Annotated in this window: 15 protein-coding genes and 1 tRNA gene; 9 read left to right on the forward strand and 7 right to left on the reverse strand. The window is 40.0% G+C overall.

Features of this window, described 5'->3' with window-relative positions; all coding sequences use genetic code 11:
- Positions 1–50: 50 nt before the first annotated feature.
- The 4 genes from HUS62_RS19715 to HUS62_RS19730 all read left to right on the forward strand — a co-directional run bounded on the left by HUS62_RS19715 (position 51) and on the right by HUS62_RS19730 (position 3257).
- Entirely contained in the window at positions 51–638 is a 588-nt protein-coding gene (locus HUS62_RS19715) for a hypothetical protein (RefSeq protein ID WP_175080882.1), read from the forward strand.
- Between the two features lie 27 nt (positions 639–665).
- Complete coding sequence (locus tag HUS62_RS19720) at positions 666–2255, forward strand: SEL1-like repeat protein (protein WP_175080883.1); 1590 nt, start codon at positions 666–668, stop codon at positions 2253–2255.
- Positions 2256–2275: 20 nt separating this feature from the next.
- Positions 2276–2791 (forward strand): hypothetical protein, encoded by a 516-nt coding sequence (locus HUS62_RS19725; RefSeq protein ID WP_175080884.1) that lies wholly within the window; start codon positions 2276–2278, stop codon positions 2789–2791.
- 214 nt (positions 2792–3005) lie between these two features.
- A complete protein-coding gene (locus HUS62_RS19730; RefSeq protein WP_175080885.1) occupies positions 3006–3257 on the forward strand; it encodes a hypothetical protein in 252 nt (83 codons plus the stop codon).
- A 175-nt stretch (positions 3258–3432) separates the two neighbouring features.
- On the opposite strand, the gene HUS62_RS19735 is transcribed toward HUS62_RS19730, so the two are convergent.
- Positions 3433–3509, reverse strand: a tRNA-Ile gene (locus HUS62_RS19735).
- A 273-nt stretch (positions 3510–3782) separates the two neighbouring features.
- Here HUS62_RS19735 and hemN point away from each other — a divergent pair.
- A complete protein-coding gene (gene hemN, locus HUS62_RS19740; RefSeq protein ID WP_058585956.1) occupies positions 3783–5156 on the forward strand; it encodes an oxygen-independent coproporphyrinogen III oxidase in 1374 nt (457 codons plus the stop codon).
- 62 nt (positions 5157–5218) lie between these two features.
- On the opposite strand, the gene HUS62_RS19745 is transcribed toward hemN, so the two are convergent.
- The 3 genes from HUS62_RS19745 to HUS62_RS19755 all read right to left on the reverse strand — a co-directional run bounded on the left by HUS62_RS19745 (position 5219) and on the right by HUS62_RS19755 (position 7713).
- The gene (locus HUS62_RS19745) at positions 5219–5734 is read right to left on the reverse strand and encodes a DUF2489 domain-containing protein (RefSeq protein WP_175080886.1); all 516 of its coding nucleotides are present in this window, start codon (positions 5732–5734) and stop codon (positions 5219–5221) included.
- A complete protein-coding gene (gene yihI, locus HUS62_RS19750; RefSeq protein ID WP_175080887.1) occupies positions 5731–6330 on the reverse strand; it encodes a Der GTPase-activating protein YihI in 600 nt (199 codons plus the stop codon). Before yihI ends, HUS62_RS19745 begins: the two co-directional genes overlap by 4 nt.
- Positions 6331–7080: 750 nt before the next feature.
- The gene (locus HUS62_RS19755) at positions 7081–7713 is read right to left on the reverse strand and encodes a cytochrome c (RefSeq protein WP_054561153.1); all 633 of its coding nucleotides are present in this window, start codon (positions 7711–7713) and stop codon (positions 7081–7083) included.
- A 283-nt stretch (positions 7714–7996) separates the two neighbouring features.
- Here HUS62_RS19755 and yihA point away from each other — a divergent pair, with 283 nt between their 5' ends.
- Complete coding sequence (gene yihA, locus HUS62_RS19760) at positions 7997–8644, forward strand: ribosome biogenesis GTP-binding protein YihA/YsxC (RefSeq protein ID WP_175080888.1); 648 nt, start codon at positions 7997–7999, stop codon at positions 8642–8644.
- 4 nt (positions 8645–8648) lie between these two features.
- Here yihA and HUS62_RS19765 read toward each other — a convergent pair whose 3' ends face one another.
- Complete coding sequence (locus HUS62_RS19765) at positions 8649–9167, reverse strand: DUF1285 domain-containing protein (protein WP_175080889.1); 519 nt, start codon at positions 9165–9167, stop codon at positions 8649–8651.
- On the reverse strand, positions 9167–9754 hold the full coding sequence (locus tag HUS62_RS19770) for a YceI family protein (RefSeq protein ID WP_175080890.1): 588 nt from the start codon (positions 9752–9754) through the stop codon (positions 9167–9169). Before HUS62_RS19770 ends, HUS62_RS19765 begins: the two co-directional genes overlap by 1 nt.
- Positions 9755–10178: 424 nt before the next feature.
- Between HUS62_RS19770 and HUS62_RS19775 the strand changes: the two genes are divergently transcribed.
- Complete coding sequence (locus HUS62_RS19775) at positions 10179–11099, forward strand: triacylglycerol lipase (protein WP_175080891.1); 921 nt, start codon at positions 10179–10181, stop codon at positions 11097–11099.
- A 201-nt stretch (positions 11100–11300) separates the two neighbouring features.
- Here the strand turns inward: HUS62_RS19775 and polA are convergent, their stop codons facing one another.
- Entirely contained in the window at positions 11301–14036 is a 2736-nt protein-coding gene (polA, locus tag HUS62_RS19780) for a DNA polymerase I (RefSeq protein WP_175080892.1), read from the reverse strand.
- 511 nt (positions 14037–14547) lie between these two features.
- Between polA and elbB the strand changes: the two genes are divergently transcribed.
- Together elbB and HUS62_RS19790 are read left to right on the forward strand one after the other, a co-directional pair.
- On the forward strand, positions 14548–15198 hold the full coding sequence (gene elbB / locus HUS62_RS19785; protein WP_175080893.1) for an isoprenoid biosynthesis glyoxalase ElbB: 651 nt from the start codon (positions 14548–14550) through the stop codon (positions 15196–15198).
- 182 nt (positions 15199–15380) lie between these two features.
- Entirely contained in the window at positions 15381–15773 is a 393-nt protein-coding gene (locus HUS62_RS19790; RefSeq protein WP_054561160.1) for a cytochrome c5 family protein, read from the forward strand.
- Positions 15774–15840: the final 67 nt, after the last annotated feature.

Below are 15840 nucleotides of genomic sequence, written 5' to 3' on the forward strand. Positions count from 1 at the left end.
GGGCTAGTTTTGACGATGAATTCAGGGCTGAGCTTATCTTTGGTTAATACTTGTTAACAAAGTATGCTCTCACCCTGATTGGGGATGTCTTTTCTAAGTCTGTATTGTCGCTTGGCGAGCGAGTGGATTTTGAAGTCAAAGATTTCGAAGCTAAAAATATATATTCGCTAGCTCCAATATCAAAGATAGCATCATTAAAAGAATTTAAGCCTCAAAATAAGTTAAAGGTAATGGGGGCATTTTTTATATTCGTTATGCTTTTATTCCCTGTGGTCAATGAGCCTTTTTTGAGTATAGGTGCTAATGATACTGGATTAGGAAAAATAGCTAGCACATTACTTTTAATATTGGCTATAACTTTTATTTTAGGTGTCAATAAATTTATTAACATCGCACTGATTATAACATCATCAATTTTTGTATTTTTGGCATATATGGAGCTGTATTCACAAATAAAAGAGTTTGAGGCAATTGGATTAGGAAGGCTTTTCTTAAGCTCTCATAGCGCAGAATCCATCGCAGTAGAAGCCAAGAAGAGTTGGTTATACACACTAATTCCAACATTAGTTTTACTGGTGGCTACTTTTAAACAACCAAAAAAACAAAGCAATTTATTCACCAAGTTTTTATCTTTATAATCATTCTATAAACGGAGTAGTAATTTAATGGATGTTGTAAAAGCCTGTATTGGATTGGGCATAGGGGTACTTTTAAGCGGCTGTGCAGCCACTTACGAGTCAGCAGAAAAGTCATATCAAAAAGGGGAAATTAACGAAGCACGGAAAGACTGGGAGAGTCTAGCAAAGGAAGGTGATGTCAGGTCTATGTACCGACTTTACACATCAGCAAGACGAACCTCAGACAGCGATATTGAGTGGTTACAAAAAGCTGCTGATTCAAATTTAACAGAAGCACAATATGATTACGGTATGTGGCTTCATGGCAAAGAAAAATATCAAGCATCTAAAGATTACTTAGAAAAAGCCTCTGAAAACTCTTCACAAAAAGCTAAATCATTCTTATCTAATAATGAAAAAACATTTCCTCTATGGTTAAAGGTTGAAAAAGGGGATGAAAATTCCCCTGCAAAGCTTGGTGAATATTACTGGGAAAAGAAGGAATACCTTAGTGCAGTTAAATGGTACGAGCGTTGCGTAGAGGTTGATATCTATTGTTCTTTTTATCTAGGTCTAGCTCATGCCAATGGTTATGGAGTAACGCAGGATTACAAAAAGGCTATTGAGTGGTATTTATTATCTTCAGAGAAAGGGAACTTAGATTCTGCAAGAAACTTAGCTTGGCTCTATGAAGGTGGTAAAGGCACAGATGTAAATAAATCAGAAGCTTTTAAGTGGATGAAAGTAGCTGCCAAGAAAGGATGGAAATCTGCAAGTATTTCTTTAGGCAGATTTTATTTGTATGGCATTGGTACTGAAAGTGATAAAGATAAAGCGTTTGCACTACTTAATCCATATTCAGGAAATGACCTTACCGCTACTTATCATTTGGGAAGAATGTACTATTTGGGGCTAGGTGTTGATAAGGATTATAAAAAATCTTATCAGCTTTTTTCTAGCAAGGTTTTGGCTGAACATGCTGCATCAATTTATTATTTAGCATCTCATTATTATTATGGGTACGGTCAAGCTGAAGATCATCAGAAAGCTCTGGAGTTGTTTTCCAAGGCTGCTGAAAAAGGAGATGTAGATGCTCAATTTCAATTAGCGTGGATGTACTCCAAAGGAAAGGGTACATCAAAAAATGATAGGGAAGCATTTTACTGGTACACACAGGCTGCGGAAAAAGGTAATAAGTCGGCCCAGAACAACCTTGCCGTAATGTATGGTAGTGGTACGGCTACAGAAAAGAATGTATATAAAGCTTTTAGCTTATACAAAAAGTCAGCGGAGCAAGGCAATGCAACAGCGCAGGATAATTTAGCTTATTACTATGAGCGTGGTCTCGGCACTTCTAAAAGCTATCAAAATGCAGTCTATTGGTATGCTAAAGCCGCACAGCAGAGCTATCCAGAAGCGCAGTCAGCTCTTAATAACATTCTGTATCGAGTTACTAAAAAGTATATCAATGTTAGTGAGTCTAGCTTATATGCGAAACAAGACTTTGATAGCCAAATGGTTAAAAAAGTAGGTCGTGGTGATACCGTTTATATTATTTCTAACAGCCGAGGCTGGAGCCAAGTTTACTTCCCTGAAAATAACTCACTTGGCTACGTTCACAATTCACACTTACGATAATAATTAATGGATTATAAATAATGAAAAAAACAATATTTGCGCTATTTGCGTTACTAATTTCAAATGTAGCATTGGCTGATCCTACGGTCTTTGGTTTAACTATTAGCAAGACTAAAGTTGAAGAATTGAAAAACAAATATTCAGTAACTTATACAGGACAGAACAAATATAGCGGTGGTGATATGTATGAAATTGCCACAGGACAAATCGGTTTTGATGGCCTTAACAGCTTGACAGCAATCTTCAGCAAAGAAGGTTTTTTAATCGCTATTTTAACAGGTTTTCCAAAGTCTAAGTTTGATTACCTGAAATCTTCACTGTCGAACAAGTATCAGTTAGTTAGCCAGAAAATCCCGTTTGTAGGTAACAAATCAGCTAAGTACAAGGATGGCAATACTGAAATCGAATTAAATGCTCCACACATGAGTTTTGAAATGACGATGAATTATATTCATACGGACTTACTAAGAGCATTCAATAAGCAATCAGCCAGCGAAGAAAGAGCTAAAAAGAAAAAAGAAAGCTCAATGCTATAACGGCAAATCAAACGAACTATGATAAGCCGCATGGATGTGGCTTCTGCACTTCACTTGGCACTCTCCCCATTCCTACTCAACCAATCGCACACAATACCAAGCATCACTTTTAAATAATAAATTGTAATAGCTTAAACGTGACCCTTTAGTAACTAAAAATTCAAAAGGTATACCTCTGGTATTATTTGAGAGCCCACAAAAAAGCCGTAAAGGCTTGCCTAGAGCTAATTTTGATATCCAGTTTAAAAGAGTAAAAGAAACTCTGATAAAAGAGATAGAAATTGATAAGTCATTATCTGGTGAAGAAGCACAAGTACTGATTAAAAGCATAAAGCTTTTCACTCAACACAGAATTCGAGATTTAAACGATATATTGTTTAAAGCTGTAGGTAGTCGGCTGGTAGAAAACCAAGAGATGTTGAAGAGGCTTATGAAGCATTATCACCAAGCACTATTCATGATTTAAAGAATAAGAAACACAAGTATATAGCAAATGAATATCCGTTGTACAACACCACTATAGAGCGCCTAGTTGCTCGTTGGAAAGCACAGTGATAGTCTTAGAGAGTGTAAAAAAAGGTGTAAAAAAGTTCCTTTAAAATCCTGAAAGCCTTACCTTAAAAGGGCTTGAGGTAAAGGAATGGTGGCCCCTCCCAGACTTGAACTGGGGACCTAACGATTATGAGTCGTGTGCTCTAACCAACTGAGCTAAGGGGCCATTGTATTAGCGAAAGCTAAATTTTTTGATGCGTTTAACAGGTTTAACTGACTAAAGCGGGATGCAGTATAAAAAGTTTTTGTAACATTGTCACTAGCAAAACCCTTTATTTTAACAATCACTAAATCAACTGCTCAAATAGTAAACTTTTTGTTTTTACAACGACCTTAAAGCATGCCGATTAGTTTCTAGCCTCCGACATTGTTCTAGATCAAATAGCTAAATCACTAAACTCGTTAAAATAGCCGCTCAATCAATTGCGGAGTGCTGACTGTGATAAATTTACCTAGCTGGGATCAATCTCTGATCAACAAGTACAATATTTCTGGGCCTCGATATACATCTTACCCAACGGCATTGTCTTTAGCTGATGGTTATAACCAACAAGATATGATTAACGCGATTGCGGCGTCGAAAAGCCGTTCTTTATCCTTGTATATCCATATCCCTTTTTGCAGTCAGCTTTGTTATTACTGTGGTTGTAATAAGGTGATCACTCGTCATCAATCTAAAGCCGATTTATACCTAGATAATTTAGCGCTTGAAATTGCTGAGCAAGCAACGCTTTTTGCTGATTATAACGTTGAACAACTGCATTTAGGGGGTGGTACGCCAACGTTCTTATCGGCAGAGCAAATGAGCCGCTTAATGGCATTGGTTGAGCAGCATTTTAATTTTGCTGATGATGCCGAGCGCGGTATTGAGATTGACCCTCGTTCTTTAGCTGATGGCATGCTAGTTCACCTACGTCAGCTTGGCTTCAATCGTGTCTCATTTGGTATTCAAGATTTCAATGATGATGTGCAACTGGCAGTTAATCGCCCGCAAAGCGTGCAATCTGTAAAAGGTTTAATTAGTGAGGCTCGTGAACTTGGCTTTAAATCTATTAATGCCGATATGATTTACGGTTTGCCACTGCAAACACCAGAGAGCTTTAAAGAGACGATTGCACAGCTGATAGAGTTAAACCCTGATCGCGTGTCGGTATTTAACTATGCTCACTTACCAGATAGATTCGCTGCTCAACGTAAAATTAAAGACGCTGACTTACCATCTGCGGGCGATAAGCTCACTATGTTCAAAAATACCCTTGAGCAGATGTTAGCGGCGGGTTATCAGTTTATTGGTATGGACCACTTTGCCCGCAAAGATAATGAATTGGCAATTGCTCAAAACGCAGGTCAATTACATCGTAATTTCCAAGGTTACACAACGCATGGCCAATGTGACTTATTAGGTTTGGGTGTGTCATCTATTTCGCAAATAGGCAATGCCATTTTACAAAACGAAAAAGAGTTAAAGCACTATTACAAAGCCGTGCAAGAAGGCTTTGGCAGTGCAATCTGTAAAGGTGTTGCTTTAACTGATGACGATACGTTACGTGCAGCGGTTATAAAACAATTAATCTGCCAGTTTGAGCTGGATATTCCAGCCATCGAAAAGCAGTTTAATATCAATTTTGCCAGTTACTTCTGCGAGGCACTACAGGCACTCGACCCATTACTAGCTGATGGCTTGGTGTCTGTGAGCCAAGATAAGATCACAGTAACAGCTCGCGGTAATTTATTTATTCGTATTATTTGTATGTGCTTTGATGCGCACCTACAACAACAAATCAAGCAAACTCGTTTCTCACGAGTTATCTAGCCCAACAAAAAGCAGAGCCTAGGCTCTGCTTTTTATTTTGTTTAATTCAACGATACGTCAACTTAATTAAATACTACGTTTTCGCTGCCTGGAGCGGCTTTAAACTCTTCAATTATACGTGCACAATCCGCTTTAATTTCAGCGCTATGCTGCTCTTCAGCACGCCAGCGAGCTGTGTCCATTTTAAAAATCTCTTTTTTAGAGTATTTCTTACGGGCATCGTGCGTTGGCATATCTTTTACGACTTCGTACATTTTAAATATGCCAGGGTAGCGCTCACTTAGCTCAAACTCTTCAGCAAAGCTGTATTGAGAGATCAGCACCCAAATACGCAAGCAGCCTTCTGAGAACTCACATTGCTCTTCATTCATTGCACGGGCAATTAAATGAATGCTATCGGCTAGCTTTGCATTACGCTTTGCTTTTGATGCCGCAAGCTTTTGCTCATGCTCAGCTTGCTTCTTGGCGATAAACTTATTTTGCTCTTTTAATTTATACAGAAGTTGCCCTGCATAAAACGCCAGCCCTGCGATAATTGCCGCACCAATTACGATGGCAATAATCAAGGTTGTGCTCATCGCTCATCCTCATCTTCGTCATCAAACCATTCATTAGCTAAATCATCAGATAAGTACTTATCGAAGTCAGATTCACCTTCATCAAATGAATCATCTTCAAAGTCATCTTCGTACTCGTCTTCATCTTCAATGCCTAATAACTCACACAGTGCTTGGTGGCGAGCAATACGGCTATTGAAGTACTTAGCATCTTTACCTGTTAATAACTCACCGCGCTCATGACGCTCAACCAGCTTAAGTAAACACTCGTCATTCTCTAGCGCTTCTAGCTCTTGCTCTGGTGTTAGTTCAGGCTCAGCCACTTTCTTAAGCTCAACCATAGGTTTTAAGTTGCGTTTCATTTCAACTTTCGGCTCAGCCTTAGGCGCAACTAAAGAAACCGGCTTTTTACTACCAACGCGCTTATCTTTCGGTTGATTGTTTGCAGCAGTGTTTTTTGCATTTTGTGCATCAGGTGCATTTCGAGAACCAGGTTTAGCACCTTTGGTCTTTTTAACTCGCTGCTCTTTTAACGCGCGCATCTCTCTAAGCTTTTCTTTGCTTAGACGTACAGGACCATTCGATGGAATTTTACGCGACTTTTTCTTTCTACTCATATCTTGATCATCTCACTTAAGAGGTTGTGCACAACGCCTTTGTGGCATTGTAATGCTGGCATAACCAGAAGAATTCGATGTGCGGATGTGGTTGGTCAACTTGACGAACTGCGCACTTTTCATACTTTTAGTACAAACGGTGGCTATTGTAACAGGACAAATAAAAAGGCGGTAGAGAAAACATCTCTACCGCCTACTAATCTGAGCGCCAATTATCTGGACACTTCTCCCTTCGACTTTTTAGTCTTTATTATTTTTATTATTATTGTTTATCCATTTTGTTATTGTTTTAACCTTCCGTGTAGCATTCCATTTTGTTTTTATTATTAAACTTCCATGAGCTTTTATTATTCTCGGTCAATCCTGACGCTTTTTTGTTATTTCCTTTAGGACACCTAACCAGTGTCAACCCCTAAAGACCTGCCGCAGTCACTTTCCTTATTACATTGTCCATGTTGTTTTTGCTGTCTCAGCGACAGTGGTTAATTTACTCATTAATAATTTTGTTACAACTGATTTATATAATTTTTCTTACAGATAAGATATTGCAACAAGCTCAACTTATTTAATAACAAAGAGTTATGTATAAAATTGAAATAAAAATAAGATTTAGCTTACAGCTCGATATGGACAATGTCTCACAAAGGTGTGGGAGATTTCGACATGGTTTAAATACAAAAAAAGCAGCTTGCGCTGCTTTTTCACACTAATCACATATTACTGCGCAGTATTACTACTGGCAATCAGACTTTAGTGTAAGCCACCTAAGTATTTTGAAAGTACTTCGATGTCTTTGTCTGTTAGCTTTTTAGCGATGTCTTGCATCATACCGTTTAAGTCGTTATTACGCGTACCATCACGGAATTTTTCAAGTTGTGACTTGATGTATTCTGGATGTTGGAACGAAACTTTCGGGAATTTAGCTAGTGATGTACCGTTACCACGAGGACCGTGACACGCAGCACATGCTGGAATACCACGCTCTGCATCACCGGCTTTATAAAGCTGCTGACCTACTTCTACTACATCTTTAGGTGTTGTACCTTCAGACATATTTAAAGAAGAGAAGTAAGCTGCTAGGTCTTTCATGTCTTGATCGCTAAGCGGCATAGCCATACCACTCATTACTGGATCCATACGACCTTCTTTGCCGCCAGATGTCATACCTAATTTAAACTCTTGTAATTGTTTATAGATATAATCTGCGTGTTGGCCTGCAATTTTAGGGTAGATATTAACCGGTGCATTACCGTCTGGGCCGTGACAAGCCGCACACGTTGCCGATTTCTCTTTACCTGCGTTTACATCGCCATCAAATGCTGTTGCGTTGCTTGCTGACAACGTACCAAGCAATATAGTTAAAGATAGTGCTATTTTTTTCATGGTGAATTCTCTGTTTCCGACCCTGTATCATCTACAATATGGATGTTGTGATTTCTATATTCTACACGATAATAAATTCTCTGGCACGTTTTCTGCCCACATTAAGCTCATAATTTATAGGGATTTGACTTAGATTAAGTTTATACCTAGTAATTTTCCTAATTTAAAGCCAATTTAGCACGCTTAAATACGCTTTTGAATGCTGCTTTAATAGTATAAAATACGTGCCTTAAGTGGAAATTAGCCACTGTTTGTTATTTTTTATAAAAGACTAGGAGAGCCTGTGCTCAAATCTCGTATCAAATACAATACTGCGTCCTTTGTTACCAGCGCACCTGATATCTCACGCTTACCTGCTGATACGGGGATTGAAGTCGCGTTTGCTGGTCGCTCTAATGCGGGTAAATCAAGTGCTTTAAACACGTTAACAGATCAAAAGTTAGCGCGTACTTCTAAAACACCCGGTCGTACTCAGCTGATCAATACCTTTGAACTTGATGCCGATAAACGCCTTATCGACTTACCGGGCTATGGTTTTGCTAAAGTGCCTATCGAAATGAAGAAGAAATGGCAAAAGTCACTAGGTGAATACTTACAAAAACGTCAAAGCTTAAAAGGTATCGTTGTTTTGATGGATATTCGCCACCCGTTAAAAGATTTAGACCGTGACTTAATCGACTGGGCAGTGGGCAGCGAAATTCCAGTGCTGGCACTATTAACTAAAGCCGACAAGCTAAAACAGGGCGCGCGTAAAGCTCAAGTTTTACAAGTTCGTCGTGAGTTAAGTAGTTTAGATGGTGATATTACAGTACATGCCTTCTCTTCACTAAAAGGCACAGGCTTACCTGAAGTTGCTAAAAAGCTCGATGAGTGGTTCTTAGGACCCATTGAAGCGCAAGCACCTGAGTCTGAAGAACAACCAGAAGCTTAATCGCTTAGGCCAAGTAATAACGCTTGGCTAATGATTCGATATAGTAGCCCTGCTCGTCTGAGCAGGCTATTTCGGCCCACTGATAATAAACATTTCTCGATACCCTCGCAGCCAAGCCATGTGCTAATTGAAGATAAGGTACACTGACACCTTCAAATTCTCTCAGTAATAGTGGTTGCTTTGCTGAGACCAACCAAGCGCACTGTAAATTATCAACGCAACAAAGCGCACGGCCTTGCTCTGTCTCTTCAAAACGCCAATCAACAATAATAAAGGGCACATCTTCGACTGTGATGGCCATTTTCTCTACGGGTGTTTTTAAAAAATAACTATCTGCTTCTTTGCAAAGCACAGAGGCAAAGAGTTTAACCATTGCCTCGCGCTTTATTTCACTGCCGGCATAAAACCACCGCCCTTGCGCATCAATCAATATAGGCACTTGCCCACAGTTTTGTGGCTGCCATTGATCAAAAGGTTTATCGGGTGCCTGAAGAGCGGCCTCTAAGTCAGCAAGTGATTGCATTACTTTTCTTTATCTAGCGTCAAAGAAAATGTTACAGGAACAGCTGTTGCAATTGATGGTAAACCCGCAAGTTTTTGTAACTCACTAATACCTTCTGTTACTTTGAAGTCACTTGCATTAATAATCACCGGCGTAAACGATGAAACAGTAACATCGCCTTTCGGTGACATATTGGCAAGTACATCAATCGTTAGCTCTTTCTTGTTGCCATGAAAGTCTAGTTCAGCTTTCAAACCTTTAAGCACATGTTGACCTGGTTTTAGCGTTAACAACGCTTTGCTTAAATCAGCAGTTAACACTGCATTAGGGAATTTAGCTGTCTCAAATAACAACTTGGTCATGCGCTCATTACGGATAGGGATCAGAGTTTCAACCGATGTCAGGTCGATCATCAACTTAAATTGACCTTGCTCGTTAAGTGTACCCGACACCTTTTTGAAATGATGCGCTTCTGCAACTGAATTCTTTTTGATAGACACAAAGCTCACATTGCTTTGCTCATTATTAACTTGCCAGTTTGCGCTGGCTAAAGGGGTAACTAAAATACTCGATAATGAAAAGGCAGCAATTGCCAAAGATTTAAACATAACGCATTCCTTCGAAAGTAAATAAGAATCACTTTGATGGTATCACTTACGTTAATTTGTGCAATGAATTGTATGATAAGAGAAAGAAAAAGCGACTCACTCAACAAGGAGTGAGCCGTTATAGCAAACTGGGGAGAAGCTATCAATACGTTGCACCCTTTCAGATGCATCATCAACAGGATGTCCTACAGGATGAGGACGGCGCGGACTTTAGCAAATACCAAATTAAAAATAAATTGCATAACGGCAGAAACAACACAAATTGATAAACATATAACGAAACACTAAAACCTTCTTTTCTTATTTACTTAAAACTAACATTACAGCGAACCGTAATTTAGGGTATGGTGAATTAAAAGCACACTTAAATCAGGCTTTTTTAAGGCTTGTTAGTGATAAAAATTGCAGTAGAAGAGTAAAAGGTATGAAAAAAATCCCCTTAATTTTATTTGCTACCTTACTTTTTTTAATGACCCCCTACTGCCATGCCAAAAAAACAACGACACAATATCCGGTAATTTTAGTTCATGGGCTCATGGGGTTCGATAACCTACTCGGCCTCGATTACTTTTATAATGTGGCTGCAAGTCTCAACCAAGATGGTACCTTGGTGTTCACGCCAGCGGTCTCTGCTATTAATAGCTCTGAAGTAAGGGGCGAACAATTACTCACTCACGTAAAAGCAATTTTAGCACTGACAGGCGCCAATAAAGTAAACTTGATTGGTCACAGCCAAGGCGCGCAAACAGTGCGCTACGTTGCTTCAGTCAAGCCAGATTTAATTGCCTCAGTAACCAGTATTGGCGGTGCAAACAATGGCAGTGGCATTATTGATTTAATTAGACAAAAACTACCTGCAAATTCTCAAGCAGAACATACCGCGCGGTTCGTATTTGATGGGGTTGGTAAGGTCATTTCACTGCTCTCAGGCCACAGCCAATTACCGCAAGATACACTCGGTGCTTTAAGTAGCTTAAGTACACAAGGCGCTGACGTATTTAATCAAAAATACCCTGAAGGTTTACCAGAAAATAAATGCGATCAAGGTCAGTTAGTTGCCGAAAATGGGGTGTACTATTTTTCGTGGAGTGGTACAGCAGCACTCACCAATATACTTGATCCAACCGACTTGCCCATGCTGCTTGGCTCGTTACTTATTTTAGGCAAAGATGATGGCCTTGTATCGCGCTGCAGCAGCCATTTAGGTCATGTCATCAAAGATGATTATGAAATGAACCACTTAGATGAGATTAATCAATTTATTGGTTTACACAATTTTCGTGAAGTTGACCCTATTGAGCTTTATCGCGAACACGTAAAGCGGTTGCAGGAGTTGGGGTTATAAACAAGTTAGCAAGTTAGCAAGTTAGCAAGTTAGCAAGTTAGCAAGTTAGCAAGTTAGCAAGTTAGCAAGTTAGCAAGTTAGCAAGTTAGCAACCCTAGACAACTTACAATCTGTGTCAAGTAACTCACTAACTTTACTCTTTCCCCTAGCAACTCGCTAACTTTTAACCTGATAGCTGACAACTCTCACCTATTGCGACTATTAGTGAGCCTGTTGCCAGTTGTCACCGCTGTCGGCTTCAACAATCAGAGGCACATCAAGAGTCGCGGCTTCTGACATTAGCTTACAAATTTCAGCTTTATAGTCGTCCACAGATTCTTCTTTTATTTCGAACACTAATTCATCGTGCACTTGCATTAGCAGCTTCACTGAACCTTCAGCTTGCGCGTTCACCCACTGATGAACTTTTAGCATCGCTTTTTTGATGATATCAGCTGCAGTACCTTGCATTGGTGCGTTGATCGCAGCACGTTCAGCGGCTTTACGACGAGCGCCGTTACGGGCATTGATTTCCGGTAAATGTAAGCGACGACCAAAAATCGTTTCTACATACCCTTTATCAGCTGCTTTTTCTCTGGTTGTTTCCATGTACTCAAGCACGCCAGGGAAACGCTCGAAGTATTTATCAATATAATGCTGTGCTTCATGGCGGGGTACATCTAACTGACGTGATAAACCAAACGCCGACATGCCATAAATTAAGCCGAAGTTAACCGCTTTCGCTTTACGACGCATATCGCTGGTAACCTCTTCAAGGCTAACCCCAAAGACTTCTGCAGCGGTTGCGCTGTGCACATCTAAACCATTCGCAAACGCAGTGAGTAGGCCTTTATCTTGTGATAAGTGCGCCATAATACGTAATTCAATTTGGCTGTAATCGGCAGCCACAATTTTATGGCCTGGTGCAGCAATAAAGGCTTCACGAATACGACGACCCTCTTCTGAACGAATTGGAATATTCTGTAAGTTAGGATCCGTTGAACTTAAACGCCCTGTTGCTGTTACAGCTTGATGATAAGAGGTATGCACTCGCTTAGTGCGCTCATTAACCATTAGCGGAAGTTTATCTGTGTAGGTTGATTTAAGTTTAGATAAACCACGGTGCTCAATAATCACTTTTGGTAATGGATAATCATGAGCTAGTTCTTGCAATACTTCTTCTGCTGTCGAAGGTGCACCCTTAGGTGTTTTCTTGATAACAGGCAGCTCAAGTTTTTCAAACAAAATAGCTTGCAGTTGCTTAGGTGAGCCTAAGTTAAACTTTTCGCCTGCAATATCATAAGCTTCTTGCTCAAGCTCTAACAGGCGCTCGCCTAAACGTTGGCTATGAGCTGCCAGCATGTTGCTATCAATTGCAACACCAGTGCGCTCAATATCAGAAAGCACTGTGACAAGTGGTAACTCAATATCTTCGAATACTGACTTCAACTGGCTATCGGCATCAATTTTTGGCCATAACACTTGGTGAAGACGTAGCGTTATATCGGCATCTTCAGCAGCATAAGGCGCCGCTTTTTCTAGCTCAATTTGATTAAACGTTAACTGCTTTTTACCTTTACCGGCAATATCTTCAAAGCTGATATTTTTGTGGCCTAGGTATTTCAGTGCCAGTGAATCCATATCATGGCGACTACCTACACTATTAAATACATACGACTCCAACATAGTGTCGTATTTAATACCCTTTAACTCAAAGCCCGCATTCGCTAACACGCTTTTATCGTACTTAAGATTTTGCCCCACTTTCGCTTTGTTTTCGTCAGCTAAGATTGGGCCAATTTTTGCCATTACGGTTTCTAAGCTTAATTGTTCTGGCGCATCAGGGTAATCGTGAGCAACCGGAAGATAAGCCGCTTCACCGGCTTTAACCGCAAAGCTCATACCAACCAATTGCGCTTGCATATAATCAAGGCTGGTTGTTTCAGTATCAAAAGCAAACAATTCAGCGTCATTTAACTGCGCCACTAAGGTATCTAGCTGCTCTTCAGTTAAAATAGTTTCGTAGTGTGCATCAGCAACTTTTGGTAGTTCGTTAGCTTCAGTTGGCACATCTAAATGCGTATCAGCGTCTTTAGGGTTATCAAGTAGTTCAGCTAACCAACGGCGGAACTCACATTCACCATAAAGTGCAATCAATTCGTCACGATTAGACTCTTGCAGCTTAAAAGTTTCAAGATCTGACTCAACCTCAACATCACACTTAATTGTTGCTAATTCATAGCTAAGTGGCAGATGATCAAGTGCTGCAGCAAGTTTTTCACCAATCTTGCCTTTAATTTCACCTGCATGATCAATGACACCTTGCAATGATCCATATTTTTGTAACCATTTCACTGCTGTTTTTGGACCACAGCCATCAACACCTGGGATGTTATCGACCTTGTCACCCATTAAAGCAAGGTAATCAATGATCAACTCAGGACCAACGCCAAACTTCTCAACCACGGTTTCTGGATCTGAAATGCTATCTGTCATGGTATTGATCAGCGTGACATGTTCATTAACAAGCTGCGCCATATCTTTATCGCCAGTTGAGATCAGTACATGACGCTGCTGCTCTGACGCTATACGCGCAAAGGTACCAATAACATCGTCAGCCTCAACACCTTCAATACTAATCAGTGGGAAACCCATTGCTTTAATAATGTTATGCAGTGGTGCGATCTGTGTGCGTAAGTCATCCGGCATTGGCGGACGATTCGCTTTGTATTCACTGTACATGTCATTTCTGAAGGTTTTACCCTTGGCATCAAATACCACCACCATGTGCGACGGATCATATTGCTTGATCAAACTCTTAAGCATATTAACTACGCCATAGATTGCGCCTGTCGCTTCACCTTTTGAGTTAGTAAGGTGCGGTGGCGAATGGTATGCACGGAATAAATAAGAAGAACCATCTACAAGAATAAGTGGATTTTCAGGGATCTGAGCCATGGTGAAATTGGATCCTAATTGAATAACATTAAATTGTTTGTAAGCATGCCATAAGGCCATGAAGAAAACGACTGTGAATTATTAACCAATAAAGGTTTATGACTGAGCAAGCTGTGGATAACTTTGTAGATAACAGACAGAGCTAATTCTCCCGAAATGAAAAAACATTTAGGAAAATTTTATAAGCTCATGTTTTGATTTAAAAAAGATATTACGGCGTTCTTTTTTTATTATTTTTGTCCGATGTGGAAAACGGTTTTAGTAGCGATAACCTTTTGCTTATTCGATACCGAATTAACATCCCTTTTCATAACCGGAGGAGTATTCTAGCATAATGGATCAAAGATCATAGCGATCCTTTATACTTTTTTTTTCGTTAGTAATTTATAAAAAGGCATAAACAGCTATTCATCACGCTTTGCGAGTTATCAAGCGACGAAAGTTTTTTATTTTGTCGCCATGCTCGTATCCTTGTTAAACTAAAGCTAGTCGCATTAAGGAGAGTTCAAAAATGAAAAAAGTTGCTGTAATTTTAGCTGGTTGCGGTGTTTACGACGGCGCAGAAATCAATGAAGCCGTATTAACCTTATTACATATCGCAAAAGCAGGCGCGAGCTATCAATGCTTCGCACCCGATATCGAACAAATGCACACCATTAATCACCTAACCGGTGAAGAAATGACACCTAATCGTAATGTGTTAGTTGAAGCTGCGCGTATTGCCCGTGGTGAAATTAAAGCGCTGACTGAGCTAAATGTAGATGAATTCGATGCCTTGATCGTACCAGGTGGCTTTGGGGCCGCGAAAAACCTATCTGACTTTGCTGTTAAAGGCGCAGATGCCCAAGTTCAAGGTGATGTACTGACAACTGCGAAGGCCTTTGTCGATGCCAACAAAGCAGCGGGTTATATGTGTATTGCTCCTGCCATGCTGCCGCTTATTTATGGTAAAGGTGTAAAAACAACCATTGGTAACGATGCAGACACCGCTGCCGCAATCGAGCAACTTGGCGGAGCGCACCAAAGCTGTGCTGTGAATGATATTGTTGTTGATCCTCAGCATAAAGTGGTCACAACCCCAGCCTATATGTTGGCCCAAAGCATTTTAGATGCTGATGCGGGTATCGAAAAATTGGTTAACAAAGTATTAGAGCTTGCTTAAACATCAAGCTAAGAGCCAGTATTTAATGCTGGCTTTTCTTGCGCTAACGCAAAAAAATGACGGTTTTTCTCAAGAAAAAGCCTTTTAGATCATTTTATAAATTGTGGCTTAGCGTTATAATCGTTCTAATTTCCGTCAGATATCGTGATTGATCACGTTCAAATCGAAGTGAGCAAGGCAAAATGAAAAAACTATCAGCTGCATTATTACTGCTAGCAACAACGGCATATGCACAAGCGTATGACAACTCTTTGACTGAAGATGCAATTAAAAAGCGTCTAGCGCCAATTGGTTCTGTATATCTAGAAGGTGATAAAGCTGCGGTCGCTGCTGAACCTACAGGTCCTCGTTCTGGTGAACAAGTTTACCAAGCAGCATGTTTTGCTTGTCATGGCACTGGCGCACTAGGTGCACCTAAATCAGCTGATGATTGGGCTCCTCGTATTGCTAAAGGCATGGATACATTACTTAACCATGCAATCAACGGTTTCAACGCGATGCCTCCTAAAGGTACGTGTATGGACTGTTCTGATGAAGAGATCAGCGCTGCTATCGATTTCATGACTAGCAAGTAACAGTTTAAAACTAATACTAAGGGCTTAATTTTATTAAGCCCTTTTTTGTGGCTGCTTTTAGCCGCTA

It is taken from the genome of Pseudoalteromonas sp. 0303, from assembly GCF_013349995.1.
Taxonomy (GTDB): domain Bacteria; phylum Pseudomonadota; class Gammaproteobacteria; order Enterobacterales; family Alteromonadaceae; genus Pseudoalteromonas.

Coding starts and splice junctions, on each gene's coding strand:
- HUS62_RS19720 (WP_175080883.1), top strand. CDS start 666: ATGGATGTTGTAAAAGCCTGTATTGGATTGGGCATAGGGGTACTTTTA.
- HUS62_RS19725 (WP_175080884.1), top strand. CDS start 2,276: ATGAAAAAAACAATATTTGCGCTATTTGCGTTACTAATTTCAAATGTA.
- HUS62_RS19745 (WP_175080886.1), bottom strand. CDS start 5,734: ATGAGCACAACCTTGATTATTGCCATCGTAATTGGTGCGGCAATTATC.
- yihI (WP_175080887.1), bottom strand. CDS start 6,330: ATGAGTAGAAAGAAAAAGTCGCGTAAAATTCCATCGAATGGTCCTGTA.
- HUS62_RS19755 (WP_054561153.1), bottom strand. CDS start 7,713: ATGAAAAAAATAGCACTATCTTTAACTATATTGCTTGGTACGTTGTCA.
- HUS62_RS19765 (WP_175080889.1), bottom strand. CDS start 9,167: ATGCAATCACTTGCTGACTTAGAGGCCGCTCTTCAGGCACCCGATAAA.
- HUS62_RS19770 (WP_175080890.1), bottom strand. CDS start 9,754: ATGTTTAAATCTTTGGCAATTGCTGCCTTTTCATTATCGAGTATTTTA.
- HUS62_RS19775 (WP_175080891.1), top strand. CDS start 10,179: ATGAAAAAAATCCCCTTAATTTTATTTGCTACCTTACTTTTTTTAATG.
- polA (WP_175080892.1), bottom strand. CDS start 14,036: ATGGCTCAGATCCCTGAAAATCCACTTATTCTTGTAGATGGTTCTTCT.
- elbB (WP_175080893.1), top strand. CDS start 14,548: ATGAAAAAAGTTGCTGTAATTTTAGCTGGTTGCGGTGTTTACGACGGC.
- HUS62_RS19790 (WP_054561160.1), top strand. CDS start 15,381: ATGAAAAAACTATCAGCTGCATTATTACTGCTAGCAACAACGGCATAT.